Genomic DNA, 25499 nt, shown 5'->3' with positions numbered 1-25499 from the left:
CTGGTATTACACAACCAGACCGCGACTGCGGCCAGCAGTGCCTGCAACAGCGTCGCGCGCCGCGTTTTCGGACCCTGTCTGCTTGCCCGACCGGTCGTGTCCCGTTTGGCTGGAATCACCATTCTGCCTGCCCTCGCCGCTTGCAAACTGTGCCTGAGATTGCGCGCCATTGCGGCCATCGAAGCCGCCTTGCATGTTGAAGGCCTGCTGTTGGCCGGATGATTGCTGTTGCGCACCTGCCTGCTGCTGGCCAGCGTTCTGGCTTGCAGCAGTGTGCTGTACCGCGCTTGCCGCATTGCGGTCTGTAACCGTTACGGAAATGCGGGCATCGTCCGCGATACCGGCAGTTTTCAAGGCTTTTTCGATGATCGAGCGGTCGGCGGAAAGCGCTTCGGCAGCCTGCACCTTCTCCGCGACGAGGTGCACTTCCACGCCATCTGGCACGACGCGGATACGCGCTGTCACCTGCCCCAGCTCGGCCGGGTCGAGGCGAATTTGCAGTGTCTTCACCGAGCCGAAGCTGCGTTCGGAAACCACCTGCACATCCGCCACCCGCACAGCCTGCGGTGTGGCATCAGTTGCCTTACCTCCCGTCGAGCCGACAGACTTGCCAGCGGCCTGCTGCGGCTGGAAAGCACCGCGATCCGCAACGCTGGAATTAGCCGGCTGATTACCCGCTGGCTTTTCAGCGTTCAATAGATCGGAAAGATCCGCTTTTGGCTTTTCCGCCACTGCATCCTGTTGCGTGCCGGTTGCATCTCCGGACAAGCCCTGACCGGATTTGGAAGACGGCTTTGCGTTGACTGCAGCCGCAAGATTCTGTGCGGTCTCGCCCTTGCGTTTCACATCGTTCGCGACGTCTTTCCCAAGCAGCGCGTCCTTGCCATCGATAGCGTCCGCATCCTTGCCGTCTGCTTGCACAGATCCGGCTTTTCCGGTCGTTTTCGCGGGATTTCCTGTGGCGAAATTATGGCTTTCGCCGTTCAAATTGGGCAGATTTGCGGCCAAAGAAAGCACATTCTGTGTCACAGCCCAATTTGGACCTTGCATGGACGCATCGGCTTTCTGCTCGTCCTGCTCATCGGCCTGTGCAGTGTCGGCATCGTCGCCCTTGGCGACCGGCTTGCCGTGCGGCTTTTCCAGAAGCGCGCCGAACAGCTGCGACGGGTCGGAATTTTCCTGCCCATCCACCGCCGCCTTGCCTTGTCCGTTGGCTTGCTGGGGCGCCAGGCTGCGGGTGGGCGAAGCCATCCGTCCGGCCTGACTGAGCAAAATATCCACGCTCATTGAATGGTCTCCCCTAGCAAAGCGTCGATCTCGGCAAGCTTGCGCCGGGCATCGTCCATGGTCTTCTGCAAATCGTCTTCAGGCTGCGCCGGTGTCGGTTTCCAGCCAGTAGTAACGGGCGACGAGCCTGCTGCCGCAACAGGCGTTGCCTCAGGTGCTGCAACCGGTGCATCCGCCACTGCCATCGCTGGCACCTTGCGGTCCTCCGCAGCGGGTTCTGGCGCTGCTTTGGCTGGCGGCAGGGCTTCCGGCGCACGGGTCACGACCGATCCCACCGTCTCGGCGGCCTTCAACAGCTTGCGGTCCGGTTCCTGCAAGCGGTCGGGCGAAATCTGCGACAGTTCACGCAAGGCGCTCCCCGCCGAATCGGAAGCGACACCGCTTGCCGCCGCATAGAGATTGGCGCGAGTCGGATCGGCTTTGAGCCGGTCGGCGAGCTTGCGCGCCTCCGCAGACATGAAGCGCGCGCGCTCGGTCTGGCCGTCCACCAGAGCGCCGCGCGCAATCTGGAGATAGAGCGAATATTGCATCACTGGATCGGCGGCGGCGATTAGCTTTACGAGTTCGGCATTGCCGATGCGGTCATTGAGCTTGAGCGCGGCGCTGACGAATTGTCCCATGAAATCACGCATATAGGGCGAGCGGGGAAAGCGCTGCAGATAGTTGCGCGCCAGCATCCTGATCTTTTCGGCATCGCCAAGCCTGGCGGCAATCGGCATCGAGCGGCGGATCGCCGCTTCCTCAAACAGCGTGCCCGGCGCTTCGAGCCGCACCTGATCGAGCCGCAGCAGTGCGGTCGCCGGGTCGAACGCCGTCATCTGGCTGGCGGTCACCAGCACGATGGAAGCCTTCAGCTCCGAAGGCACATCCGGCGACAGCGGAACCGAGAAAAGTTTTACCACTTCGATCATCTGCCCGGAGGCATAGGCCAAAGCGCCCTTGACCAGCTCCTGCGGCACGACATCCGAGTTGAAATCGGCCAGAACCTTGCGCACCGCCTCGGGATTGCCGCCATTGAAGAGGTAGATAATCGCCGCATAGATATTGTCGGGATTATCCCAGGCTTCCTTTGGCGCGCGCGCCATATCGGCGCTGATGAAAGCCAGAAGCTTGTTTAGCATGACTACGGCTTCCGGCTTTCCGGCCACCACCTGATCCTGCAACATGCGCAATGAACGCACAAGCTTGTATGGTTCAAGCACCGGCAAGGGTGCGCCCGTGCTGCCGTTCTGCTGCGCCTGCGCGAAGACAGGCATCGGCGTTCCCGCCAGTGGCAGGCTCACGGTCAAGGCAAACATCAGGGAGCGCTGAACAAGCCGCTTCATGGGGCGGACTTGAGGAAAATATCGATGCGGCGGTTTTCAGCCGCATTCGGATCGTTGGCGATTTTCGGCTGGCGGTCGGCATAGCCTTCGACGCGCAGCACGCGTTTTTCGTCCAGCCCGCCGCGCACCAGCATGTAATAGGCCATCTGCGCACGCGCGGAAGACAGACGCCAGTTGTCGTAACTCGCGCTTTTAAACGGACGCGAATCGGTATGGCCGCTGATGATGACCTCGCCCGGCTGGCGGGAAATCACCTTCGCTATGCGTTCCAGCATCTGGACCACGCGCGCATCGGGCTTGGCAGAGCCGATGGTGAACATGCCATAATCGATTTTGTCGGTGAGCTGGATCATCACCCCGCCATCGACCGGCACCACCGTCACATCCGGCATGGGTTCAGCCTTGCTGCCCTGCTTGGCCGCCGTCGACTTTTCGCCTTCCGCAGCCTTTTTCAGTTCCGCAATGAGCTGGTCCTGATCTTTTGCAGGCGCTTCGACAGGCTTGGCAGCTTCTTCCGGCTTTGTCTCCGCCTTTTCCGGCATGGGCGGCGTGGAGGGGGCGGCATTTGGCGGGGTCAGTTCGTCGGCAGCCTTGCTCGACCAGTAATCTGGGCTGAAAGGATCGCGATAGGCATCGCCGCCATCCGCACCTGTCGCCGGGCCCGATTGCGATGTGCCGCCATCGCCCTTGGCAGACTGATTCTGCAACACGCCGGTTTCGTGCGCCAGTTCCGACAAGACCGCATAGGGCTCGCGGAAAAGCTGGCGCTCCTCCTGTTCGCTCGGCGGGACGGTCGTGGTGTCGTTGATAACCTTGGTGCTGTTTTCGACCTTCTGGTCGCTTTCATAGCGAACCTTGCCATCTTTCTCGTCGACATCCTGCACGCCCTTCGGGCTGGAGTGCCGGTCCATCAGCTTGACGGGGTTGAAATAGCTGGCGACAGCCGCCTTGGTTTCCTCATTGGCGGCATTGATCAGCCACATGACGAGGAAGAACGCCATCATGGCGGTCATGAAATCGGCATAGGCGATCTTCCAAACGCCGCCATGGTGGCTGTCATGGTCGTCATGCCCGCCCCGGCGAACAATGATGATTTCGCGCTTGGTTTCGGGATCGATGCTCATTGGACCGCAGCCTTCAATTCTTCAAGAAGCGGCGCGATGCGCGTTTCCAGCACCCGTTCGCCAAAGGAAAAGGACAATTCATCCGACGCGTTTTCGGCAAACCGACAGCCGGATGGCAGCAGCGCCGCATGATCGCGCAGCGGAGCCAGCAGCCTTGCCGGGCCTGCGATTTCCGGCGCTTCGCCTTCCAGCGCCAGGGCTGCAATGCGATGGGCAAATTCCGCAATCGCGTCGCGCTCAAGCTTCCCGACAAGGAGCGGCGCCAGAACCTCCGCGATCTGGCCAGAAAAACTCTGTTCCAGTGCAGTCAGCGCTTCCGTCAGGCTGCGCGCCAGCAACAACGCCTGCTCCCGCGAAAAGGCAGCGCGGAGACTTTCGATCTCCGTTTCGTGTTCACGCAGAAGCCGGGCTTTCTCGGCTTCGTAAAGCGCCTCGGCTTCTTTATGGCCTTCCTCGCGGCCAAGCGCATGGCCTTCCGCATGACCGGTCTCGAAGGCGGTGCGCTTTTCTTCCTCGACGGCAATAATTGCGGCCACTTCCGCCTGTTCGGCGGTATTCAGCTTGTCGGCGAAATGGGGAGCCCTGGTTTCCTTTGGCTGCGCGGCTGAACGCGCAGGCTGGACCGGTTCCTGCTTCAATGGCTGCGGCTGCACCGGAGCGGCAATGATCTCCACCGCCTCATCGGCTATGCGATGGGTTGAAAAATCAGGGAGATACCGGCTGAGAGGGAGCGCGCTCATTATCAGGCAGCCTCAAGCTCCGGTGCATCGACCCGTTCGGCATGGACTGGCTGCTTGACGGCGCTTCCGTTGATCCACTGCTTGAGAACGGCGGCGACGCGTTCTTCATCCATCTCGATCATCTGTTCCAGACGAAGCTTGGCGGGCATACGCATACGCTGGCGCAGATCGCTGAGACTGGTCTTCATCTGATCGGCATAGGCTTCCGGCCCGCCGATGACAGCCTGATGGCCATCACTACCTGCCTGTGTGCCGACGAAATTCGGCGCGGCGATTTCACCCGCTTCGCGGATGGCAACTTCCGTGCCCGCTGGCTTGGCGGTCTGGTCACGCAGCAGCGGACGCAGGCCAAACCAGATCAGGAGACCGACGGCGGCGAGAATGGCCAGCGCATTGATATAGCTTCCGCTTTGGCGCAGCAGCGTATCGGTCCAAGGCGCCGAAACCGGCTCCATATCGGCACCTGCCGGATCCAGGAAATTGACCGCGGTGACGTTGATGACGTCGCCGCGATCCGCATTGAGACCGGCAGCCGTTGCAACGAGATCGCGGATCTTGGTGATCTGCTGATCGACGAAATTGGCGGGCGGCGGTGTGGTTCCAGCGGTTTGCAGCAGGCGGGCCTGATCGATGACGACGGCAATCGACAGGCGCTTGACAGCGTAACCATCGCTGACGGTCGCAATCGTCTTGCTGTTCATTTCGTAGTTGGTCAGTTCCTCACGGCGGTCGGTCTTTTCCGACGAGGTTTCGCCATTGCGGTTCTGGATTTCTTCCTGCGGAATGTTCTGTTCCACACCGGTCGCGTTGTTATCGCGATTGTTGCGGGAATCACCGCTTTCACGCACCACGCGGACCGAACGTTCGACACGCGATTCGGGATCGAAGGTCGTTTCGTTGATCTGGCGGCGATCGGTGTCGAGCGTTGCCTGCACGCTGGTCTGGAAATGGCCAAGACCAAGATAAGGGGCCAGCGCCTTGCGGATGCTGTCATCCACATTACCGGCAACCTGCTGTTCCAGCGAGGCGGTCATGAGAGCAGCGCCGTTGGCAGCTTCGCCAGCGGAAGCGAGCAGACGGCCATTGGTGTCGAGAACGGTGACGGACGATGCATCGAGCGACGGCACGGCGGCGGCGACGAGCTGGCGGATCGACTGCGCCGATTCGGCGGCAAAGCCGCCTTCTGCGCGGATGACCACCGAAGCAGACGGCTTCTGGTCGCCGCGGCGGAAGGAGCCCTTTTCAGCCAGAACGATATGCACGCGCGCCGCCTTCACGCCGCGAATCGCCTGAATGGTGCGGGCGATTTCGCCTTCAAGCGCGCGAACGCGGGTGATTTCCTGCATGAAGGAGGTGAGGCCGAGCGACCCCATATTGTCGAACAGCTCGTAACCAGCATTGTTCGAAGTCGGCAGACCTTTTTCGGCCAGATACATGCGCGCGGTTTCCGCCTTGCCGATTGGCACCAGAATGGAGGAACCGTCCGACTTCACATCGAAGGGAATACCGGCTTCGCCGAGCGCCAGACCCATGCGGTTCACGTCATCGCGCGACAGACCGACATAAAGCGTCTCATAGGAAGGACGGCTGAGATAGAAGCTCGTGTAGAGGATCGCACCCATCAAGGCCGCGCCCACAAGCCCGAGCGCAACAAGCTTGCGCATGCCGAGCGTGCCAAGCGTTCGCTTCAGTTGTTCGATCAATTGCTGGATATTCTGCTGCATCGACACCACCGCCATCATGATGGATGCAAACTAGACTGCGAAGCTTGCGCGAAAGTGGCGGCTGATAACCGAAGTGAGAAGTCCAATAACGAAGTGGGGCGCGGAATTGATCCCGCGCCCCTTTTCCGCCCAAAGACATCCGGTCCGATCAGGTCGGTCCGGATGCGAACCCCTGATTTGCCTGAGAACTCGCGAGAGCCGGTGACCCGGCGCTCTTTTTTTCAAGCGCGCCTCATTTCGGGGCGCGCTTTACTCAGTTATCGATTAGCCGCGGAACAGCGACAGGATCGACTGGTTCGACGAGTTGGCGATCGACAGAGCCTGAACGCCGAGCTGCTGCTGAACCTGGAGAGCCGACAGACGAGCCGATTCCTTGTTCATGTCAGCATCGACGAGCGTGCCAACGCCCTTTTCGATGGAGTCCTGAAGACCGGACAGGAAGCTCTTCTGGCTGTCGATCTGCGACTTAGCTGCACCCAGCGTTGCTGCGCCGGTTGCAAGGCTCGCCAGAGCCGTTTCAACCGTGTTCAGTGCGGTGCCGATGGCAGCGTCGTCCGAACCGGACGTGAAGAAGCCCGTGCCAACGATCGTGGCAACCATCGTCTTCGCATCGGTGTCAGCAGCTGTAACGGTGATCTTGTCGACCGTGACGGTGGCGCCGGAACGGTTGTACGAAGCAACAACTGCGAGATCGTCCGTCGGGCCGTTCAGCAGGTTGGAACCAGCGTAGTTGGCGTTGCTGAGCGCCGAGTTGATGTTGGCAACGATCGACTTGATTTCGGTTTCGATCTTGCCCTTGTCTTCGGTGCTTGCGCCGAGAGCCGAAACGAGCTTGGTCTTGATATCGTCAACGGATTCACGGATCTTGTTGATCGCGGAATAAGCGGTGTCAACCTTACCAGCGCCGAGGCCGAGAGCGTCCTGAACAGCCGAGTTGGCCTTGTTGTCGGACTTCATCGACGTAGCGATGGACCAGTACGAAGCGTTGTCGGAAGCTTCACCGATGCGCAGACCGGTCGAAATGCGGTTCTGCGTTGCTTCCAGCGACTTGTTGGTCGAAGAAAGGGTCTGAAGAGCGGTCAGAGCTGCCGAGTTGGTCAGAATGCTAGCCATTATTTTGCCCCTTGGGAAAAATCAAACTGAGGGACAGGCCGGACTTACCGGCATAGTGGAGCGGCATCATGCCTGTCTCCGCTGACGCAGAGACCCACCATGTGCCGACGTTTAAAACCCAAATATTAAAGTAATGCTAATTTATTCTGCCGAATTTTACCGATCTCTCAGATTTTGACGCCGATTTTCCTCGGGCGCTTTCGCAACTGTTCCAAATCGGATCAGGAGAAGGAACGGATCAGGCTTCCGACCAGAATATTCCACCCATCGATCAGCACGAAGAACAGAATCTTGAACGGCAGCGAGATCACCGTTGGCGGCAACATCATCATGCCCATGGACATGGTGAGCGTGGCCACGACCAGATCGATCACCAGAAACGGCAGCACGATCAGGAAGCCGATTTCAAAGCCGCGGCGCAGTTCCGAAATCATGAAGGCTGGAACCAGCACGCGGAAATCCACGATGCCGTCCTCGCCGGTGCGGAACGACGGATCGGCGAGGTCTTCGAACAGGCGCAGATCCTTGTCGCGCACCTGGCCCATCATGAATTCGCGGAATGGCTGCGAAATCTCCGTCAGTGCTGCCTGTTGCGTTATCTCGTTACGCATCAGGGGCTGCACGCCGTTGTTCCAGGCGCGGTCGAAGGCGGGCGCCATGACATAGAAAGTCATGAACAGCGCAAGCGAGATCATCACCATGCTGGCAGGCGCGGTCTGGAGACCGAGGCCCGAACGCAGAAGCGAAAACGCGATGGCAAAACGCGTAAAACTCGTCACCATAATCAAGATGCCCGGCGCGATGGAAAGCACCGTCAACAGGCCGAAGAGCTGAACGATCTGGCCGCTGGCCGCGCCGCTGCCTGCGGGCAGCAGGTTTTCCAGCGTTAAGGCCTGTTGGGCCTGTGCCGAAACAGTGAATGCGAGCGTCAGAAAAACGCCGAGACCAAGGAGTTTTTTCATTCTACGACCAGTGCCGAAATAAAGACCCGGTCCACCGCGCCTTCCGAGCGCAGGCGGGCGCGTTCTTCGAGATCGGCGCGCAGATAGGCAAGTCCTGCCGCGCCTTGCAATTGCATGAGATTGACGCTGCGCAGGAAGCTCAGGAAATCATCGCCGACATTGGCCGCCATGGCCGCCGGTATTTCATGGCCAGGCTTGGCGACCAGAGACGCCTCCAGCCGTACCCAGGTGTTCTGCGGAATACCCAGATTGGTGACAATCGGCTTCAACGGCACGACCGCGCCGATGGAACGCGATTCGAAATCGCCGGGCTTCGGCTTGTCTTCCTTGGCCGTGGTCTTGGCGGCTGCCTGCTGATCGGCGGAAATCATGCCGCCCAGATACCAGCCGCCGCCAGCGGCGATAGCGGTGAGAGCAACGACAGCCGCCAGAAGCCCCATCATGGAGCCCTTCGCCTTGCCGTCATTCTTGTCCAGTGCCGTGTCGCTCATCGATACTCAGCTTTAAAAAGGCGAAACCTGATCGAGGATCTGCTGGCCATATGGCGGCTGCTGCACCTCGCTCAACCGTCCGCGACCACCATAGGAAATGCGGGCTTCGGCGATCTTGTCGTAGGAAATGGTGTTGGAGCCGGAAATATCGCGCGGACGCACGACACCGGCGACATTCAGCACACGCAGCTCGTTGTTGACGCGCACTTCCTGCGAACCGCGAATAATCATATTGCCGTTAGGCAGCGTGTTGGTGACGATAGCCGCAACCTGAAGGCTGATATCCTCGCTGCGCTTGATCGTGCCCTTGCCCTTGGACGAGCTGTCGGAATGGGTGTTGATGGAACCATCCATGTCGCCGCCCGCACCGGCACCGGTGCTGCTGCTGGTGGCGAACGAACCGCCCGCGCCATAAATACCCTTCGACACGCGCTCGCGGTCGGTCTTGTTGTCGAGATTGGCGCGATCATTGATCGAGATGATCACAGTCAGCACATCGCCCGGCTCGGCAGCGCGCGGATCCTTGAAGAAATTGGTCGAGCGCTGGTTCCACAGCGAATAATCCGGCTTGGCCGGACGCGATGGATAGCCGCTATATTGCGGATTGTTGTTCATGCCAAGATTGGCGGCGACCGGCGACAGGTCCGGCGCGCGACCGACTTCTTCCGGCTTCATGGCGCAACCGGCCAGAAGCGCCAGAGCGGCGGTAGCGAAAATAGTCTTGTTCATGCGTCCTGTCATTGCACCGTATTCCCGGTTTGCGCCTGGGCGCGCTGGTCCTTCGCTGCTGGCGGCGGAGTCGTTGTGCGCTGCGAGCCGACGATGATGCGCGCCAGCTTCGCCGCCTTGTCCGGCGGCATTTCATTCAAGATTATGCTCGAAACGCGGGGATTGAGTTTGAGGATCAGAGCGGCTGCGGCCTCGTCGCCGATCATCCCCATCTGGGCCGCGGCTGCATCCGGCTTCATCTTGGAAATGATATCGACCAGCGAATCCTGTGCCTTGCTGACGAACTCGTCGCGGCGCTTCAGCCACATCTCATATTCCTTGCGCTTTTCTTCCAGCGCCTGCATCCGCTCGTCCACCTCGGCCTTGAGGTCGGTAAGCTGCTTGGCCTGTAACGAATAGCGCGCATCGGCCGCCTGATTGTCGATATTGCCGCAATATTTGCGGATTTCATCCAGATTGCCGAGATTTGCGGGCGGTATGGAGGCTGGTGTTGCGGAAGGCTGTGCGCCCGCCTGCACTGCTGGCTGTGCAGCAGCTTGTGTCGCTTCCTGAGCCAAGACCGGCAAGGCGCTCGCAAAAAGCAGCGCCAGAGCCGAACCGGTACGGATTGCCTGTTTGACCATCATGTCCGCTCTCATCCCCGGCCCCATCATTGCACCACCAGTTCTGCGTGAAGCGCGCCGGACGACTTGATCGCCTGAAGGATGGCGATGATGCCCGTCGGCTTCACGCCCATCTGATTGAGACCCTTGACCAGATTTTCCAGATTGGCGCCGGTCAAAATCCCGATCTTGGCATTGGGTTGGTTGACCGAAATATCGGTGTTCGGCTCCACCGCCGTCACGCCGTCGCTGAAGGGTTCAGGCTGCACGACCATCGGCGTTTCTGTCACGCGCACAGTCAGGCTGCCATGGCTGATCGCCACTTTGGAAATGCGCACCTTCGCACCGATGACCACGGTTCCGGTGCGCTCATCCACCACCACACGCGCCACTTCATCCGTGGTGATCGGCAGGCCCTCCAGCTCCGCAAGGAAGCGGGCGGCAGGCACATTTTTCGGACGCGACAGGCGGATCGTCTTGGCATCACGCGCCAGCGCAACGCCGCGTCCATAACGACGCTTGGCAAAGATATTGATCGTATCGGCAGTGCGCACGGCCGTCGTGAAATCGGGGTCGCGCAGCTCGACGATCATCTCGCTGTCCTTGCCGAAATTTCCGGCAACCTCGCGCTCGACCAGCGCGCCGTTTGGAATGCGGCCCGATGTCGGCACGCCCTGCGTGATAGAGGCGGCATCACCTTCAGCGGTAAAGCCGGAGACGATCATATTGCCCTGTGCAACCGCATAAATCTGATTGTCCGCGCCCATCAGCTGCGTCATGACCAGCGTACCGCCCTGCAATGAGGTGGAATCGCCGATGGACGAAACCGTCACATCGATGCGCGAGCCTGAACCGGCGAATGCGGGCAGATTGGCGGTCACGATGACCGCAGCCGTATTCTTAGAACGCGTGGAATTGCGCGGCGCATTGATGCCGAGATTATCGAGCATGGCGCGCATCGACTGTTCGGTGAAAGGCGAATTGCGCAGGCTGTCGCCCGTGCCCTTGAGACCGATCACCAGACCGTAACCCACAAGCTGGTTTTCGCGCACGCCCTGAATAGTCGCGATGTCCTTGAGGCGCGCGACAGCGCTGCCGCGGCCAAGCTCCGCATAGGCCATCTTGGACGGATCGCCGCCAGCACCCAGCCAGTCGGCATCCGCTTCCACGGCGGTGCCGAAATCCTTCACGTTCTTGGCCGATTCATCCGCCAGAACCGCAACGGGTTGGAGTGCCAGAGCCAGAATGGCGATCAGCGTTGCCCAGGTTTTTCTCACCGCATCCCCACTTGAACACGGCCATCGGCCAGCACCGTGCCGGGCACGATGACGCCGCTGTCGCTGTTGCGTACCTTGATGAAATCGCCTGCCGCGCCGGATTCCAGCGGAATGCCGACGGCTGTGATCGTCATGACACCGGTGGAAAACACCATCGTCACCGGCTCGCCGCGCTTGACTAGCGAGGGCTCTGAAAGGGCGGCGACGAGGATCGGCTTGCCGGCGATCAGCGTCTTGCGCGCCACCTTGCCGTCAGCCTGATCCACCGACAGCACATATTGCTGTGCGGCGGGGGCGCTGATGTAGAACTTCTTCTCGACCAGCGCGACATTGCTGACGACCTGACCGGGATAAACGGTGGCCGAAGGCACGACGAAAGCAATGCGGTCGGTGGCGGAAGCCCCCGAAACCGCAGCAGCGGCAAGACCGGCCGCTCCGGCAGCGGCAAGCGCGGCGCGTTTGAACCGGGGCCGGGCCTTGATGTCATTTCCTTGGGCGCGTTTCATGGCGATCACCGTCAGCGCATGTTCTTCGATACGGTCGCCGCCATTTCGTCGGCGGCCTGAATGACCTTGGAGTTCATCTCATAGGCGCGCTGCGCCGTAATCAGATCGGTGATTTCCTTCACCGGATCGACATTCGATGCTTCCAGATAGCCCTGCTTGATCGAACCGAAGCCCGGATCGCCCGGATCGCCGACCAGCGGTCCGCCGGAGGCTTCCGTTTCGCGATAGAGATTGTCGCCCAGCGGTTCGAGACCGGCTTCATTGGTGAAATTCGCAAGCTGAAGCTGGCCGATCTGGTTGATCTGGATGCCGTTCTGCTCCTGCACCTTCGCGAAGACCTGTCCGGTGTCGCTGACGGTGACTTCAAGCGCATTTTCCGGAACCACGATGCCCGGCTGCACGATATTGCCGTCGAGCGTCACAATCTGGCCGTCGGCATTCTTGTTGAATGCGCCAGCGCGGGTATAGAGCGTTTCGCCCGTCGGGCTCTGAATCTGGAACCAGCCCTGCCCGGTCAACGCCAGATCGAACGGGTTGCCGGTCTGGTTGAAGCTGCCCTGAATATGCAGGTTGCGAACGGCTGCCGTCTGGACGCCGAGGCCGACCAGCGCGCCTTCGGGCACGATGCTCTCATTGGCCTGATTGGGGATGCCTGCCGTGCGCTCGGACTGGTAGAGCAGATCCGAAAATTCGGCACGCGCGCGCTTGAAGCCCGTTGTATTGATATTGGCGATATTGTTGGCGATCACTTCCAGATTGAGCTGCTGGGCGTTCATGCCGGTTGCGGCAATCGTCAGGGCTTTCATTGCGCTTCCTTAATGCGAGATTTCCAGCGGAGCTGAAAAAGGCAGGAATGGGGTTGGTGTCTGAATTAAAAAGCGGCAGCTGGCATGGCGACTTTTGGAACAGACACCTAGATCGACATACGGCTGATCTCGAGATAGGCCTGCACGATCTTGTCGCGGATCGCGATTGCCGTCTGGAGCGATTGTTCTGCTTCCATGACGGAGCTCACCACCTCGTTGACCGGCGCATCGCCCTTGATGCCCTGAATGGAGGTGGCTTCCGCCGCCTGCAATTTCTGGCCGACCGAATCCGTCATCTGCGACAGGACTTCACCAAAGGATGCGCCCGGCGTTACGGGAACAGGCTGCGGCGCAGTCGTGGAAGCGGCAGAACCGACGCTATTCTCGGCTACGGTTTCGGAAAGGCGCGACAGGGCATTGCGCGCCGAAATGCTCATGATCGAGTCGTACATTATGTGCTCCTCAGGAGATCGATGGTCATCGAGATCAGCTCACGCGCCTGCTTGACGACCTGCAAATTGGCTTCATAGGAACGGTTGGCTTCACGCATGTCCGCCATTTCGACGACCATGTTGACGTTCGGGTAACGGACATAGCCGCGCTCGTCGGCGGCGGGATGGCTCGGATCGTATTGTTCGACGAAGGGCGAGGTATCCTTGCCCACTTCGGCCACGCGCACTTCTGCGGCACCCGTGCCATGTTCCAGCTCGGTGCGGAAGGAAACGGTCTTGCGGCGATAGGGATCGTCGGTCGCCGTCTTGCCCGTCGACTGGGCGTTGGCGATGTTTTCCGAAACGATGCGCAGACGTGTCGACTGGGCCGAAAGGCCCGAGGCTGCGATCTTCAGGGAATTCTGCAAGGCGTCGGACGACATGGATTATCCCTTCGCGACCGACAGCATCATGCGATGAAACGCTTTGACGATGCTTGTGTTGAGCGAATATTCGCGGGAGATCTCGCCTGCCTTCATCATTTCCTGCTCGACATCGACGGTATTGCCGGAATGGGTTTCCTCGGTGATGTCGTCGGGGCGCAGGCGTGCGCCCGCGATGCCGTTTGCTTCAACTTCCAAATGCTGCGGATTGGTCGCCGCCATGGTCAGCTGCGTCTTGTCCAGTACATCGGCGAAGGGCTGAACGTCGCGCGCCTTGAAATCCGGCGTGTTCGCATTGGCGACATTGCCAGCGACAGTCGCCTGCCGCACCGACAGCCACTGCACTTGCCTTGCGGCCAGATCGAAAAGATGAATGGAGCTCATGGAATTTCCCCGCCTTTACCGTTTGTTAATTTACGGGGCGGAACTTGCGTCAAGCTTGCGGAGGTTAAGGGAGTAAGGGAATAGGGGAGTAAGGGAATATGTTTTTTAGAAACGATATATCGTTGTGTGAGGACGAGCGCTGATAGCGCGAGACAAACATACTCCCCTATTCCCTTACTGCCCTATTCCCCTACCGCCGCATTTCAATCACGTCGCCCGACGATGTGGTCAATTGCCAGGTTCCCGCGCCCCGACCGATGGAAACGAGGCGGCTGCCATCGGGCAGCAGCGATCCTTTTTCCACAAACCAGTAACCGGACGTATCCTCGATCATCGCCATGCCGCCGACGACTTCGCGCAGCGCAAAGACCGGCTTCGGGAAAGCCTGTCCGTCGCCGCCGCCTTCCCCGTCAGTGCCAGCGCCGGTGCCCGGCAGGCCCTTGCCGTTGGACATGACCGAGCCGGTCATGGTGTTATCGATATCCGCACTGGGCGCCACGCGATCCGAGGGGCGGAACGACGGAAAGCGGCGCACCGTCTTCTGCTGCGAACGGTCCAGCGGGTCGATGATCTTGCGTTCCGCCTTTTCGGCGGGCGCAAGCTCCATGCGCTGGAGATAGGTGATGAAGGGCAGCATCGCGCAGCCAGCCGCCAGCGTGACCGCCGCAATCTTCAGATAGCGGTCAACCTGGCTATGGGGTTTCTTGCCGCCTTCCTGCGCGGCGGCGGCGCTCACTTCCGCTTCCAGATCGGCCAGTAACTTTTCTTCAGCGGTTTTGCGTCGGTTCTTGTTGCCCGTCATCATGGATTGGATGCCTGTTTTTCGCCGCGCAATGCGGCGGCGAGTTTCTGATAGGGATCGTCGGAACGCGGTGTCTCCGGGGACTGCTGCAAGGCGTCATAGATGCGCGGAACGAGATCCACCGCCTGATCGAGAAGCCCGTCATGCCCCTTCTGATATGCGCCGATGGCGCGCAGATCGCGGGTTTCTTCGAAGCGGGCCACCATGCTGCGAAGCTGGACGACAAGCTTGCGCTGCTCCGCCGTCCAGTTATGCTTGGCGAGACGCGAAACCGAACCCGGCACATCGACCGCCGGAAAGCGCCCCAGCGCCGCAATCGTCCGTTCGAGCACGATATGGCCGTCCAGCGTGCCGCGAATAGTGTCGGAGACCGGGTCGTTATGGTCGTCGCCATCAACGAGCACCGAATAGATGCCGGTAATGCTGCCGCCTGTATCGGCACTTCCCGGCCCTGCGCGCTCCAGAAGGCGCGGCAGCTGGCTGAACACGCTCGGCGGATAGCCGCGCGAAACCGGCGGCTCTTCCGCCGCAATCGCCACCTCGCGCGCCGCATGGGCAAAGCGCGTGACGGAATCGACAATCAGCAGGACATTCTGACCGAGATCGCGGAAATATTCCGCAATGGCCGTCGCCGTATTGGGCGCGAGGCGGCGCATCATCGGGCTTTCATCACCTGTGGCTACGACAGTGACGGTCTTGTCGAGATGACCGGCCATGGTTTCTTCCAGCATCTCGCGCACTTCGCGTCCGCGCTCGCCGGTCAGCGCCAGCACCACCGTGTCGAAATCGGCGGCGCGCGTCATCATGGCCAAAAGCGTGGATTTGCCGACGCCGGAACCGGCAAAAATGCCGATGCGCTGGCCAAAGCAAAGCGGGGTGAAAATGTCGATCACATCAACGCCCGTGCGAAGCCCGCGATCCACACGCCCCCGGCGCAGCGCCGCTGGCGCCAGATTTTCGGACGCCATCGGGCGCGGGCCGGGCAGAAGCGCGCCCCTGCCGTCAATCGCCTGCCCCAGCGCATTGATCACCCGCCCGCGCCATTCGAGCGCCGGACGGATGCTGAGCGGGCCTTCCTCAAAGACCGCTGCCCCCAATGAGGGAATGATCCGGTCGTCGAAGGGCTTGACGAGAACCTGCCTGTCGGCGACGCGGATGATTTCCGCCAGACTGGCACCGCCCGCAGCCCTTATTGCCACCGCATCGCCGAGCCGCGCATCGCGCGACAGCCCGCGCACGGCAATCGCCGAGCGCGACACGTCGCTGACCGTGCCGCCGATGCCGGATAGGGGCTTCGGTTCCAGGGCCTGTTGACGGGCAAAGGCGGCAAGCCGCGCGAGCGGTAGGTCCGGCGTCATCCGTTTTTGGAGCCCAGCGTCTTGATGGCGTCAGAGACGGTGTTTTCCTGCTGGGTCAAAAGATTATTGACCTGTTCGAAGGCGCGGCTGACGCTGATGAGACGCGTCATCTCCGTCATGGCGTCGACATTCGAGCCTTCGATCATGCCCTGCACCACGCCGACGCTGTTATCGTCGAAAACCGGCGTCGCAGCCTTGTTCGGTATCACGCCGGAATTGCCCGCATATTTCAACTCGGCATCGGCGGGAATGGAATAAAGACCGAGAGCGCCGATCTGCGCGCCATTCTGATAGACAGCGCCATCGGCGGAAATCTTCGGCGCGCCGCCATCCGGATTGAGCATGATCGGCGCACCCCCGACATCGAGCACCGAATAGCCCATCATCGAAACGAGCTCCCCGGTCGCCAGCATCTTCATGCGCCCGTCGCGAGTGTAAATCTGGCCCTGCGGCGTGTTGAGCGACAGCCACGCATCGCCCTTGACCGCGATGTCGAGCGGATTGTCCGTCTTGACCAGCGGGCCGGGCTCGGTGCGGATATAGCTCTTGCCGGCGCTGGCAAAGCTCACATCGTCGCTTGCCTTTTTCGAGACAATCGAATCGAACTTGGTGCCCTCGCCCCGGAAACCGACGGTCGAGACATTGGCCACATTCTGGGCAATCGAATCCATCCGCCGTTCAAGCGTGATGAGCGAGGAAAGCCCGACATAGATCGAATTGTTCTGCATGGATCAGCGACCGCCCGGCTTGAAGCTCTGCAAGGTGGTGAGAATATCGGTCGAGATGCCGACCGACGACGCGCTGCCGAGCAGCAGCGAGGCGATGGATGCCGGGCTGCTAGCGGTCGGGTTGTTCATTTCATACATGGCCGTGAAGCGCGAAATGAGTTTCGACACATAATCAGGATCGGACATTTTGGAAAAGTCGATCTTGGCCTCAAGCATCTTCGCCTGTTTGTCGATATCAGCGTTCGACATGGTGGACGGCCAGCCGAATATCGTCTGTACGGTGGTGAGAAGCGCCTTGTCGCCAAGGATTTCATAGGCATTGGTGATTTTGGAAGCCTTGCGCTCGAAATAGAGCGCCAGGCGCACGCCTTCATTCTGGCCGCCCGCTTCGGTCTCAAGCGTCTGGCGCAGATATTTGTCCACCACGCCCTGCTGCACATCGGTGCTTTGGGTCGCCTCGGCGCCCTTGCCCGCAAAGTCGAAAACGGTTGCGAATTCCTTGTAGCGCTTGTCGGTCAGCTTGTTGGCCATGGCGTCGTCGCTCGTGACGCCTTCCGTCAGGATTTTGCGCACGAAGGCCTTGGCATAGGCCATGTCTTCCAGACCGAACGCCTTCATCGCATAATTGTACAGGCGGCTGTCCGACATGAAATCGTCGATTGATTTCACATTGCCGATGTTTTCCTGGAAATAGGCTGTTTCCCGCGAAACCAACGGTTCTTTCGAAACGCGCTGCAAAGACCGCGTCATATCCGACGCGATCAGGCGATAGCTCGTCATCGTATCGACCATAGGCATGACCCCCTGCTGATAGTTGCATCCTTTATGCGCAACCAAGCTTGTCCGAAGCTGATGCAGCCGGGCGTTCCTTGGCAAGCTTCGCGCAAGCCGCGCTCCCTATGTTTGGCTCAAAGAACTATTCTGCGGGAGTCTCGGGCTTTGGGCATTATCATTGGTCTCGCCATCACACTGGGCTGTATGCTGGGCGGTTTCATCGCCATGGGCGGACATGTCAGCGTGCTCATCCAGCCGTGGGAATTCGTCATCATTCTGGGCGCGGCGCTCGGCACGTTCTTCGTCGCCAATCCGTTTTCGCTCGTGAAAGATACCGGCCGCGCCTGCCTGGAGGCGTTCAGCAACGCCGTGCCCAAGCAGCGCGATTATCTCGATCTTCTGGGCCTGCTCTACAGCCTGATGCGCGAATTGCGCGCCAAGTCGCGCAATGAAGTCGAGGTCCATATCGACAATCCCAAGGAATCATCGATCTTTCAGGCCTATCCGAGCGTTCTGAAGAACGAAGACCTTACCCATTTCATCTGCGATTATTGCCGCCTCATCATCGTCGGCAATGTGCGCTCGCACGAAATCGAAGCGCTGATGGACGAGGAAATCCACACCATCGCCCGCGACAAGCTCAAGCCCTATCAGGCCATGGTCACGATCTCGGAAGCCCTGCCCGCGCTCGGCATCGTCGCCGCCGTTCTCGGCGTCATCAAGGCCATGGGCGCGCTCGACCAGTCGCCGGAAGTGCTCGGCCACCTGATCGGTGCGGCCCTTGTCGGCACCTTCGCCGGTATCTTCTTTTCCTATGGCGTTGTCGGCCCCATCGCGACCAAGATCAAATCGACCCGCGAGAAGAAGAACCGTCTCTATGTCGTCGTGAAGCAGACGCTCCTTGCCTATATGAACGGCTCGCTGCCGCAGATCGCCGTGGAATACGGACGCAAGACCATCTCCGCTTACGACCGCCCGACCATCGATGTGGTCGAGCAGGAAACCATGGCGAGCGCGCCGACACAGCAGGCCGCATAAAATGACGACGTCCGACACCACAGTTGAATCGACCATGGCGGAACAACACCGGAAGAATGACGTGCTGGCCGACAATCTGCTGCGCGCAGCCGGATTGTCCGGCGACGATCTGAAGTCGCTTGCCCATGTGTTCAAGGATGCCTCCACGCATTTCTGCGAGCGGCTGAAGCATGGCTGCGCGGCGGCTTTCGAAGTGGACGCCGGTGCGGTGGAAAGCGCCGATGACGCAGGCTTCGCCGCCATTCTCGACAGCGCCGCCGTCATTGCGCCGCTCAAGGCCGAACGCTGGGGATCGACGCTCTATCTGACCGTCGATGCGCCGCTCGTCTTCTCGATCATCGAAGCCATGTATGGCGCGCAAGGCAATCTGGGCCATGTCGATGTCGAGCGCCCGTTCGGCATGGTCGAGCACAAGATTTCCGCCCTGCTCGCCGGTCATCTGGCCGGTGCGCTGGATCAGGTGTTCAACGCCGGCTCCCTGTCGGGCTGGGCGGGGAACGCGCAGTCGATGTTCGTGGCCGGTGAATGTATCGACATCGCAGAATTCGACCGCACCAATTTCGAACGGTCGCGGCTTTTCGCCTGCCGGATCGATGTGACGGCGGCGGGCAAGACCGGACAGGTGCATCTTCTCCTGCCGCGCAGCACCCACAAGCCGATGCAGGATGCGGTCGCGGCTTTTCTGCGTCGCCCCATGAATCAGGCCGATCCGACCTGGGCCAAGAAACTGCGTCAGGAAGTCAGCCGCGCCCGTATCGAGCTTGAAGGCTTCATCCAGCAAGGATCGATGACGCTGGATGCGCTGTCGAAACTGGAGATCGGACAGGTGCTGAAGCTGCCTGCCGACGCCATGGAACAGGTGCGTCTGCGCGCGGGCAACCAGCAGCTTTTCAAATGTTCGCTCGGCAAGTCGGGCATTCATTTCACCGTCAAGGTCGGCGACCCCGTCAATCAGGAAGAGGATTTCATCGATGAGCTTGTTGCTGGCTAATATTCTTTCCACGCTGATGGCTCTTGCTTCGCTGGGCGCGCTGATCGTGGTCGGGCGCAAGGCCAACGAAACGATCAAGCTCGGCAAGGTGCTGGCGCTGCGCGTCGCGGCTGCCTCCAACGGTCTGGAACGCGCGGTGAAAGCGATCCAGAGCGAGCGTTCCGATCTGGTCGATGAAAATGTGAAGCTCGAAGCCCGGCTTGGCGAAACCCAGCGCGTGCGCCGCGAGATGGAAGAAGCCATCGAGGAGCTGAACCGCCTGCGCAAGGCGCTGACCCGCGACATGCGCGAAGCGCGCACCATGACCGACAGCGCCGTTCGCACCCGCGAGCCCGCCGTCGAGCAGAAAGAAAAGAATGCGCTGCCGGTGTTCGTGCATCGCGCGGTCCGCAAGGCAACCGTTGATATTGCGGGGCAGGCATGAGCGCTGACAACAAGGACAAGAACATGCAGCAGGAACTGGACGAAGCCATCGAGGAACTGCGCGAGGAAAAGCCGCGCAGCGCACAGAAAGGCGCTTCAAAGCCCAATCTCGAACTCATCATGGGCATTCCCGTCGATGTGCAGGTGGTTCTCGGCGGTACGACCATGCCGGTGGCCAATCTGATGAAGCTCGGTCGCGGCGCGGTGATCACCCTTGACAAGCAGATCGGCGATCCGGTCGATATCGTCGTGAACGGTCGCGTGATCGCGCGCGGTGAAGTCATCGTGCTTGAAGACGATTCTTCGCGTTTCGGCGTCAGCCTCACCGAAATCATCGGCAAGTAACGGAACGGCCCGGATATTTCCATGACCGAAAAAGAGCAGCAAAACCTCGCTGAAGAAAGCGCCAGCGGCATCATCGATACGCTGAGCGGCGCGCAAAAGGCGGCAGCCATTCTTGTGGCCATCGGCCGTCCGGCTGCGTCGCGCCTTCTCAAGCATTTCAGCGCCGAGGATCTGCGCAAGCTTGCCGGTCATGCCCGCACGCTGGACCCGATCTCGCCGCTCGATTTCGAACAGCTGGTGAAGGAGTTCGAGGATTCGTTTGCGGAGGGCGCGCCGGTTTCGGAAGCCGCCCAGCGCTTCGAAGGGCTGCTGCGCGATACGCTGCCGCAGGAAGAAGTGGATGCCGTGTTCGAGGAACGCGTGCAGCCGCAGCTGGTGCAGGAATCGGTCTGGGTGCAGCTCGGTCGCCTCCCCGTCGACAGCCTGCAAGCCTATCTGGCCGATCAGCATCCGCAGATCATCGCCTATATCGTCTCCAAACTGCCATCAGACCTTGCCGCGCGCCTGTTCGTCGCCCTGCCGCCGCAGCTGCGCAATGCCGTCGTGCAGCGCTCGCTGCATATCGGCAATGTAGCGCCTGCCGCAGCCGAACTTCTGGAAGATGTGCTGCGCCGCGACCTTCTGGGCCGCAGCGACGCCGGACCGGTCAAAGCCCATCACGGCCAGATTGCCAATATCTTCAACCAGCTCGACAAGAACGAGATGGAAGAACTGATGGCAAGCCTTGAGGATCTCAACCGCGACGACCTCAACCGCATCAAGGCCAAGCTCTTCACCTTCGAAGATATCGAGCGCCTGTCGCAGCGCGCGCGCCTGCTGCTCTTCGATGAAGTGCAGACCGAACAGATCGCAACGGCGCTGCGTGGCGCAGACGCCAGGCTTCAGGAACTCGTCCTGTCCTCGCTTTCCACCCGTGGCCGCCGCATGGTGGAAACGGAGCTTGGCGCCGAGCAGGGCAATATCACCGCGCAGAATATCACAGACGCACGCCGCACGATTTCGCGCATCGCCATCGATCTTTCCGAGCGCGGCATCATCACCCTCGACGCCAACGAAGCCTCTGCGTGAGCGCGCGTGTGACGCATGGCGGACGATACCGATAAGGAAAGCAAAACAGAAGAAGCGTCCGAGCAGAAGATTCGCGACGCCCTGGATAAGGGCAATATGCCCTTCTCCCGCGAAACGCCGATCCTCGCTGGCGTCGCCTCGTTTCTGGTCATCGCCGTCTTTGTCGCCGCCCCCGCCACGGCAAAGCTCGCCATGTTCCTGCGCGAACTGATCGACCGTCCCGAGGACTGGGTTCTCAACAGCGCCGAAGATGCAAGCCGCCTGTTCAGCGTGCTGGCGCTGGCAATCGGCGCAGCCCTTGTGCCGGTTTTCATCATCATCCCGCTGGCGGGCATCGCCTCATCGACGTTTCAGAACGCGCCGCGCATCGTCGGCGAGCGCATTCGACCGCAGGCTTCGCGCATATCGCCGCTCAAGGGCTGGCAGCGCATTTTCGGGCGTAGCGGCCAGGTGGAATTCCTGAAATCGGTCGCGAAGTTTCTCGCCGCCAGCCTCATCGTTTTCATCGTCTTCTTTCAGGGCAACAGCCTGTTCACGGACGCGGTCGCGACCGAGCCCAGCGCCCTGCCGGAATTCCTGCGCGAGAACATGGTGCGCCTTCTGGTCGCCAATGTGCTGGCGATTACAGCCATCGCAGCCTTCGACCTTGCCTGGTCGCGTATTCACTGGCGTCAGGAACTGCGTATGACGCGACAGGAAGTCAAAGACGAGCTAAAGCAGTCGGAAGGCGATCCGCTGGTCAAATCGCGCCTGCGCTCGCTCGGACGCGACCGCGCTCGCCGCCGTATGATCAGCGCCGTGCCGACCGCCACGCTGATTGTCGCAAATCCGACGCATTTTTCCGTAGCACTGCGCTACAAGCCGAATGAAGACGCCGCACCGGTCGTCGTTGCAAAGGGGCAGGATCTGATCGCGCTCAAGATAAGAGAAGTGGCCGCCCAGCACTCGATCCCAGTCTTCGAGGACGTGCCCCTGGCGCGTGCACTTTATAAGCAGGTGAATGTCGACCAGATGATCGCACCGGAATTCTATAAAGCCGTTGCCGAACTCATCCGCATCATCAATACGCGGCATGCAGTACACTAGGCTCAGGACCTGCAAATTTGATGGAAATGGCACCTGAAATGACAAGAGCTGCAAGGAGAGATGTGAAGAACGGGGTGGTTCCCCGGTCAAGCGGCTCGACGCGGCAGATCGCCGGTCATTTCGGTGTCCGAAGGATGTGGTCCATCCGCCCGGCTACTTTGTCGAAAAGTCTCGAAAATGAACCACATTTCCATCGCCTTTTCTCCTCGTATCCGAACGGATGGCCTCACACCATTTCCATCAAATTGGTAGGTCCTGAGCCTAATGGTAGTACTATGATTTCATTATATTCCCAAATATTATTGACCCGTTCTCAAAGCTCGATGGTGACGCGATGAAGAGTCTGCAATTTTCCAACGAACGCGAAGCGATCATCGCCGAGAACCTGCACGAGGTGGCGGCGGAGCTGCGTCTCGTCGATCCGGCTGACTACATCGCCTTCATCCGCTGCGAGCTGTTTGCCAATATTGCCGATGTCGTGAGCTCCGCGACTGAGCTTTACTTCTTTCCCGGCACGCTGGAGCTCGGCCATGGCGGTGACTATCGCTGCGACTGGCAATCGCCGCCTTTGGTGGTGCTGGACATGGAATTCCGTAATCAAGGTGTCTACGCCTATTTCCGTCTGATCCTCAGCGACAAGACGGCTGGCGTGGAGTTGAACCACATCACCTTCGAGGAAGCCGATCAGGACCCGGCGAAGAACACGGCGCGTTTGCGCAACGCTTTCCGCGAGGCCAGACTGCCCCTGAAGAAGCGGGCTTAAAGCATTTCCAGCAAAAGTGCGACGCGGTTTTGCGCGGGACAATGCGGGCTTGAAAAATGACACCGGAGGCGAGCAAACGCCTCCGGTGCCATCAAGCAGTTCAAGCGGCTAGTGTATTTCCAGCGGGGCTGAACGCCCCGCGTTCGAAAATGCAATCAATAAAACAGAATAAATCAAAACAGTCTGCGCTTCCGGTCTATCCGTAAGCATCATGACCGGCCCGTCACCGAGCCGGTAAATACTGAATTACATAAGATGTTCGGTGCCCGGCATTTCGATAATGCCAAGTGACAAAGCTGTCGCCACAGCCGAAGTGCGGTTGGAGCAATTCAGCTTGATTTTCGCGTTTTGCAGATAGGTCACCACGGTCCAGCGGGCGATGCTGAGAATATCAGCAATCTCCCCGTCGGTCTTGCCATTGGCTGCCCAACGCAGGCAATCCACCTCACGCGGGGTGAGCAGGCTTGCCACCGAACTGGCGTCCTTGTGGCCGCATAAAGCGTTGTGAATAACGCCCGATACGCTCAAGAGACGCGGACGAAGCTTGGCTACGAATTGTTCGCGATCCTCGTCCTTGTCGATCTCGAAAGAGAACAGCGTGCAGCCGGAAGCGCCTTTCGGATTGCGGGCGGAAACGGCAATGAAAATATTGCCCAGCCCGTGCTTTTCCGCATCCTGCAGCAGTTCCGCAACCGAGGGGCAGATATTGGCATCTTCTTGCAGATCGCGCACGATGCCGCTGCCGTCGTTGGAGAAATACGGCGCATCTTCCTGGAAGATCGGATCGATGGCGAAGTAATTCTTCGTCGAATAGCGTGTCGACCAAGCGGTCGGAACGGTCATCACCAGCGTCAGATCGTTGGAATTGAGCTTGGCGCACTCATTCATGCGGCCACGATAGGCGTGCATGATGTGCCGGCAGCCGATTTCATCGCGGATGCGGGTTAATAGTGCGAGCGTATCGCTCTGAAATGCTGCTCCAAAAAAAGTTTTCTTGAAATTTGGAAAATGAATCAGGTCAAGAGTCATGCGAAATATCCTTAAGAATCAAGCCGCTTAAGCTTTCGTTCTGTCGCCTTATGTCCTGCTGGCGACCATGTTTCGAATCGCGCCCGACAAACTGCTTAATTGTTTATAAGTGACAAAAAAAATACGCCTCATGGCAACTCGCAATTATTGTGCCGCAAGTTGTTACACACAAGAACAGAGTGAAAATAAGGCACAGTTTCGAAAAGCTTGTTCCCAATCGGAACAAATACGTGACGTCAGCTTCTCTTGCCGTAAGCTCTGAAGAAGAAATCGACTGCTGTTTCCACATTCTTGCGGATAGCTTCTTCTGTTGGTTCATCGGCAATGACGCCGAACAGACGCGGGCGATAAAGCCCTGCCAGAAACAGATCGGAGAGCTGATAGGCCACCCGGTCAACCTCGAACGGCTCCAGGACACCGTTCTCGATCATCTTTTTCAGATATTCGGCCATGGCGACCAGACTGCGCTTCGGACCCCGATCATAGAATCGCGCCGAAAGTTCCGGCTTGCGCTCGCTGACACCCAGAACGATGCGCTGGGCACGAATGGCGGTTGAAGACGTAATCAACGTCACCAGTGCGACGCCAAACTCCGTCAGCTCTTCACGATTGGAGAAACCGTTGTCCAGCTTGCCGATCAGGGTGCTGAACATGGTTTGACGATAATGCTCGCATAGGGCGACGAACAGGTCTTCCTTGCTGTTGAAATAGACGTAGATCGTGCCCTTCGACACGCCCGCCTCGCGGGTAATATCATTCATGCAGGCGGCATCGAAGCCCATACGCAGGAACACGCTTTGCGCGCCTTCCAATATTTGGCGGCGCTTTGCCGGGTCCTGCCCAGCGCCAAGCCTTGTGCGTCCACATTCGGTTTCGGGTGCGCATGCAAACGAACCGGCTTTCACCTTTTCGGATTTTGGCAGCTTTTCCGTCTTTTTGCCCATCACGGCGAAATTGGCCGCAACCTCGCCCGCATCATGCCGATCCAGATCAGGCGCGGTGAGCGTATCGGGGCTTCCTTCGGTATGCCGTTCGGGTTTCATATCACAAAACTCTTACTTATTTTTCGAACCGAGCGGTTCGATATCGCTTGATATGCGCATCTTATTGGATTATGTCAACATCGAACCGAGCGGTTCAATCCACTGGA

Annotated in this window: 29 protein-coding genes; 7 read left to right on the top strand and 22 right to left on the bottom strand. The window is 59.6% G+C overall.

What is annotated here, in order from left to right; genetic code table 11:
- Positions 1-6: 6 nt before the first annotated feature.
- From JAU75_RS12290 to JAU75_RS12195, 20 genes are all read right to left on the bottom strand, one after another.
- On the bottom strand, positions 7-1287 hold the full coding sequence (locus tag JAU75_RS12290; protein WP_199056791.1) for a flagellar hook-length control protein FliK: 1281 nt from the start codon (positions 1285-1287) through the stop codon (positions 7-9).
- Positions 1284-2612, bottom strand: a complete 1329-nt coding sequence (locus tag JAU75_RS12285; RefSeq protein ID WP_199056790.1) for a chemotaxis protein — start codon at positions 2610-2612, stop codon at positions 1284-1286. The genes JAU75_RS12290 and JAU75_RS12285 overlap by 4 nt, the downstream gene beginning before the upstream one ends.
- Positions 2609-3736, bottom strand: a complete 1128-nt coding sequence (locus JAU75_RS12280; RefSeq protein ID WP_199056789.1) for a flagellar motor protein MotB — start codon at positions 3734-3736, stop codon at positions 2609-2611. Before JAU75_RS12280 ends, JAU75_RS12285 begins: the two co-directional genes overlap by 4 nt.
- Positions 3733-4476, bottom strand: coding sequence for a hypothetical protein (locus tag JAU75_RS12275; protein ID WP_199056788.1), 744 nt, complete (start codon positions 4474-4476; stop codon positions 3733-3735). Before JAU75_RS12275 ends, JAU75_RS12280 begins: the two co-directional genes overlap by 4 nt.
- A gap of 2 nt (positions 4477-4478) precedes the next feature.
- Positions 4479-6215, bottom strand: a complete 1737-nt coding sequence (gene fliF, locus JAU75_RS12270) for a flagellar basal-body MS-ring/collar protein FliF (RefSeq protein ID WP_199056835.1) — start codon at positions 6213-6215, stop codon at positions 4479-4481.
- Between the two features lie 249 nt (positions 6216-6464).
- Positions 6465-7313: a flagellin gene (locus tag JAU75_RS12265; RefSeq protein ID WP_199056787.1), complete on the bottom strand. Its 849-nt coding sequence runs from the start codon at positions 7311-7313 to the stop codon at positions 6465-6467.
- A 221-nt stretch (positions 7314-7534) separates the two neighbouring features.
- Positions 7535-8275 carry a flagellar type III secretion system pore protein FliP gene (fliP, locus tag JAU75_RS12260; protein ID WP_199056786.1) on the bottom strand — a complete coding sequence of 247 codons (741 nt, stop codon included), beginning with the start codon at positions 8273-8275 and terminating at the stop codon, positions 7535-7537.
- Positions 8272-8766 carry a flagellar basal body-associated FliL family protein gene (gene fliL / locus JAU75_RS12255; RefSeq protein ID WP_199056785.1) on the bottom strand — a complete coding sequence of 165 codons (495 nt, stop codon included), beginning with the start codon at positions 8764-8766 and terminating at the stop codon, positions 8272-8274. Before fliL ends, fliP begins: the two co-directional genes overlap by 4 nt.
- Positions 8767-8778: 12 nt before the next feature.
- Entirely contained in the window at positions 8779-9507 is a 729-nt protein-coding gene (gene flgH, locus JAU75_RS12250; RefSeq protein ID WP_199056784.1) for a flagellar basal body L-ring protein FlgH, read from the bottom strand.
- A complete protein-coding gene (locus JAU75_RS12245; protein ID WP_199056783.1) occupies positions 9504-10121 on the bottom strand; it encodes a MotE family protein in 618 nt (205 codons plus the stop codon). The genes flgH and JAU75_RS12245 overlap by 4 nt, the downstream gene beginning before the upstream one ends.
- Positions 10122-10144: 23 nt before the next feature.
- On the bottom strand, positions 10145-11374 hold the full coding sequence (locus JAU75_RS12240; RefSeq protein ID WP_199056782.1) for a flagellar basal body P-ring protein FlgI: 1230 nt from the start codon (positions 11372-11374) through the stop codon (positions 10145-10147).
- Entirely contained in the window at positions 11371-11880 is a 510-nt protein-coding gene (gene flgA / locus JAU75_RS12235) for a flagellar basal body P-ring formation chaperone FlgA (protein ID WP_199056781.1), read from the bottom strand. The genes JAU75_RS12240 and flgA overlap by 4 nt, the downstream gene beginning before the upstream one ends.
- Before the next feature lie 11 nt (positions 11881-11891).
- On the bottom strand, positions 11892-12686 hold the full coding sequence (gene flgG, locus JAU75_RS12230) for a flagellar basal-body rod protein FlgG (protein ID WP_078340862.1): 795 nt from the start codon (positions 12684-12686) through the stop codon (positions 11892-11894).
- 107 nt (positions 12687-12793) lie between these two features.
- Positions 12794-13138 (bottom strand): flagellar hook-basal body complex protein FliE, encoded by a 345-nt coding sequence (locus JAU75_RS12225; protein WP_199056780.1) that lies wholly within the window; start codon positions 13136-13138, stop codon positions 12794-12796.
- Positions 13138-13560 carry a flagellar basal body rod protein FlgC gene (gene flgC, locus JAU75_RS12220; protein ID WP_078340860.1) on the bottom strand — a complete coding sequence of 141 codons (423 nt, stop codon included), beginning with the start codon at positions 13558-13560 and terminating at the stop codon, positions 13138-13140. Before flgC ends, JAU75_RS12225 begins: the two co-directional genes overlap by 1 nt.
- Positions 13561-13563: 3 nt before the next feature.
- Positions 13564-13944, bottom strand: coding sequence for a flagellar basal body rod protein FlgB (gene flgB / locus JAU75_RS12215; RefSeq protein WP_199056779.1), 381 nt, complete (start codon positions 13942-13944; stop codon positions 13564-13566).
- 190 nt (positions 13945-14134) lie between these two features.
- Positions 14135-14749, bottom strand: coding sequence for a hypothetical protein (locus JAU75_RS12210; RefSeq protein WP_199056778.1), 615 nt, complete (start codon positions 14747-14749; stop codon positions 14135-14137).
- On the bottom strand, positions 14746-16104 hold the full coding sequence (gene fliI, locus JAU75_RS12205; protein WP_199056777.1) for a flagellar protein export ATPase FliI: 1359 nt from the start codon (positions 16102-16104) through the stop codon (positions 14746-14748). The genes JAU75_RS12210 and fliI overlap by 4 nt, the downstream gene beginning before the upstream one ends.
- A complete protein-coding gene (flgF, locus tag JAU75_RS12200) occupies positions 16101-16832 on the bottom strand; it encodes a flagellar basal-body rod protein FlgF (RefSeq protein WP_199056776.1) in 732 nt (243 codons plus the stop codon). The genes fliI and flgF overlap by 4 nt, the downstream gene beginning before the upstream one ends.
- Positions 16833-16835: 3 nt before the next feature.
- The gene (locus JAU75_RS12195) at positions 16836-17624 is read right to left on the bottom strand and encodes a DUF1217 domain-containing protein (RefSeq protein WP_199056834.1); all 789 of its coding nucleotides are present in this window, start codon (positions 17622-17624) and stop codon (positions 16836-16838) included.
- A 147-nt stretch (positions 17625-17771) separates the two neighbouring features.
- Between JAU75_RS12195 and motA the strand changes: the two genes are divergently transcribed.
- From motA to JAU75_RS12160, 7 genes are all read left to right on the top strand, one after another.
- Entirely contained in the window at positions 17772-18644 is an 873-nt protein-coding gene (motA, locus tag JAU75_RS12190) for a flagellar motor stator protein MotA (RefSeq protein WP_371836164.1), read from the top strand.
- 1 nt (position 18645) lies between these two features.
- A complete protein-coding gene (locus tag JAU75_RS12185; protein WP_199056775.1) occupies positions 18646-19635 on the top strand; it encodes a FliM/FliN family flagellar motor switch protein in 990 nt (329 codons plus the stop codon).
- Complete coding sequence (locus JAU75_RS12180) at positions 19616-20059, top strand: BAB2_0123 family type IV secretion system effector (protein WP_199056774.1); 444 nt, start codon at positions 19616-19618, stop codon at positions 20057-20059. The genes JAU75_RS12185 and JAU75_RS12180 overlap by 20 nt, the downstream gene beginning before the upstream one ends.
- The gene (gene fliN, locus JAU75_RS12175; protein WP_109367901.1) at positions 20056-20403 is read left to right on the top strand and encodes a flagellar motor switch protein FliN; all 348 of its coding nucleotides are present in this window, start codon (positions 20056-20058) and stop codon (positions 20401-20403) included. The genes JAU75_RS12180 and fliN overlap by 4 nt, the downstream gene beginning before the upstream one ends.
- Before the next feature lie 21 nt (positions 20404-20424).
- Positions 20425-21471, top strand: coding sequence for a flagellar motor switch protein FliG (locus JAU75_RS12170; protein WP_199056773.1), 1047 nt, complete (start codon positions 20425-20427; stop codon positions 21469-21471).
- 15 nt (positions 21472-21486) lie between these two features.
- The gene (flhB, locus tag JAU75_RS12165) at positions 21487-22557 is read left to right on the top strand and encodes a flagellar biosynthesis protein FlhB (protein ID WP_199056772.1); all 1071 of its coding nucleotides are present in this window, start codon (positions 21487-21489) and stop codon (positions 22555-22557) included.
- A gap of 334 nt (positions 22558-22891) precedes the next feature.
- The gene (locus tag JAU75_RS12160) at positions 22892-23320 is read left to right on the top strand and encodes a hypothetical protein (RefSeq protein WP_199056771.1); all 429 of its coding nucleotides are present in this window, start codon (positions 22892-22894) and stop codon (positions 23318-23320) included.
- Between the two features lie 246 nt (positions 23321-23566).
- On the opposite strand, the gene JAU75_RS12155 is transcribed toward JAU75_RS12160, so the two are convergent.
- Positions 23567-24349, bottom strand: a complete 783-nt coding sequence (locus JAU75_RS12155) for a LuxR family transcriptional regulator (RefSeq protein WP_199056770.1) — start codon at positions 24347-24349, stop codon at positions 23567-23569.
- Positions 24350-24585: 236 nt separating this feature from the next.
- Entirely contained in the window at positions 24586-25293 is a 708-nt protein-coding gene (locus tag JAU75_RS12150) for a TetR/AcrR family transcriptional regulator (RefSeq protein ID WP_199056832.1), read from the bottom strand.
- Positions 25294-25499: the final 206 nt, after the last annotated feature.

This window comes from Ochrobactrum sp. Q0168 (genome assembly GCF_016427605.1).
Lineage (GTDB): Bacteria > Pseudomonadota > Alphaproteobacteria > Rhizobiales > Rhizobiaceae > Brucella.
The sequence above is the reverse complement of the archived record's forward strand: the minus strand, read 5'-3'. Positions and strand labels throughout refer to the sequence as shown.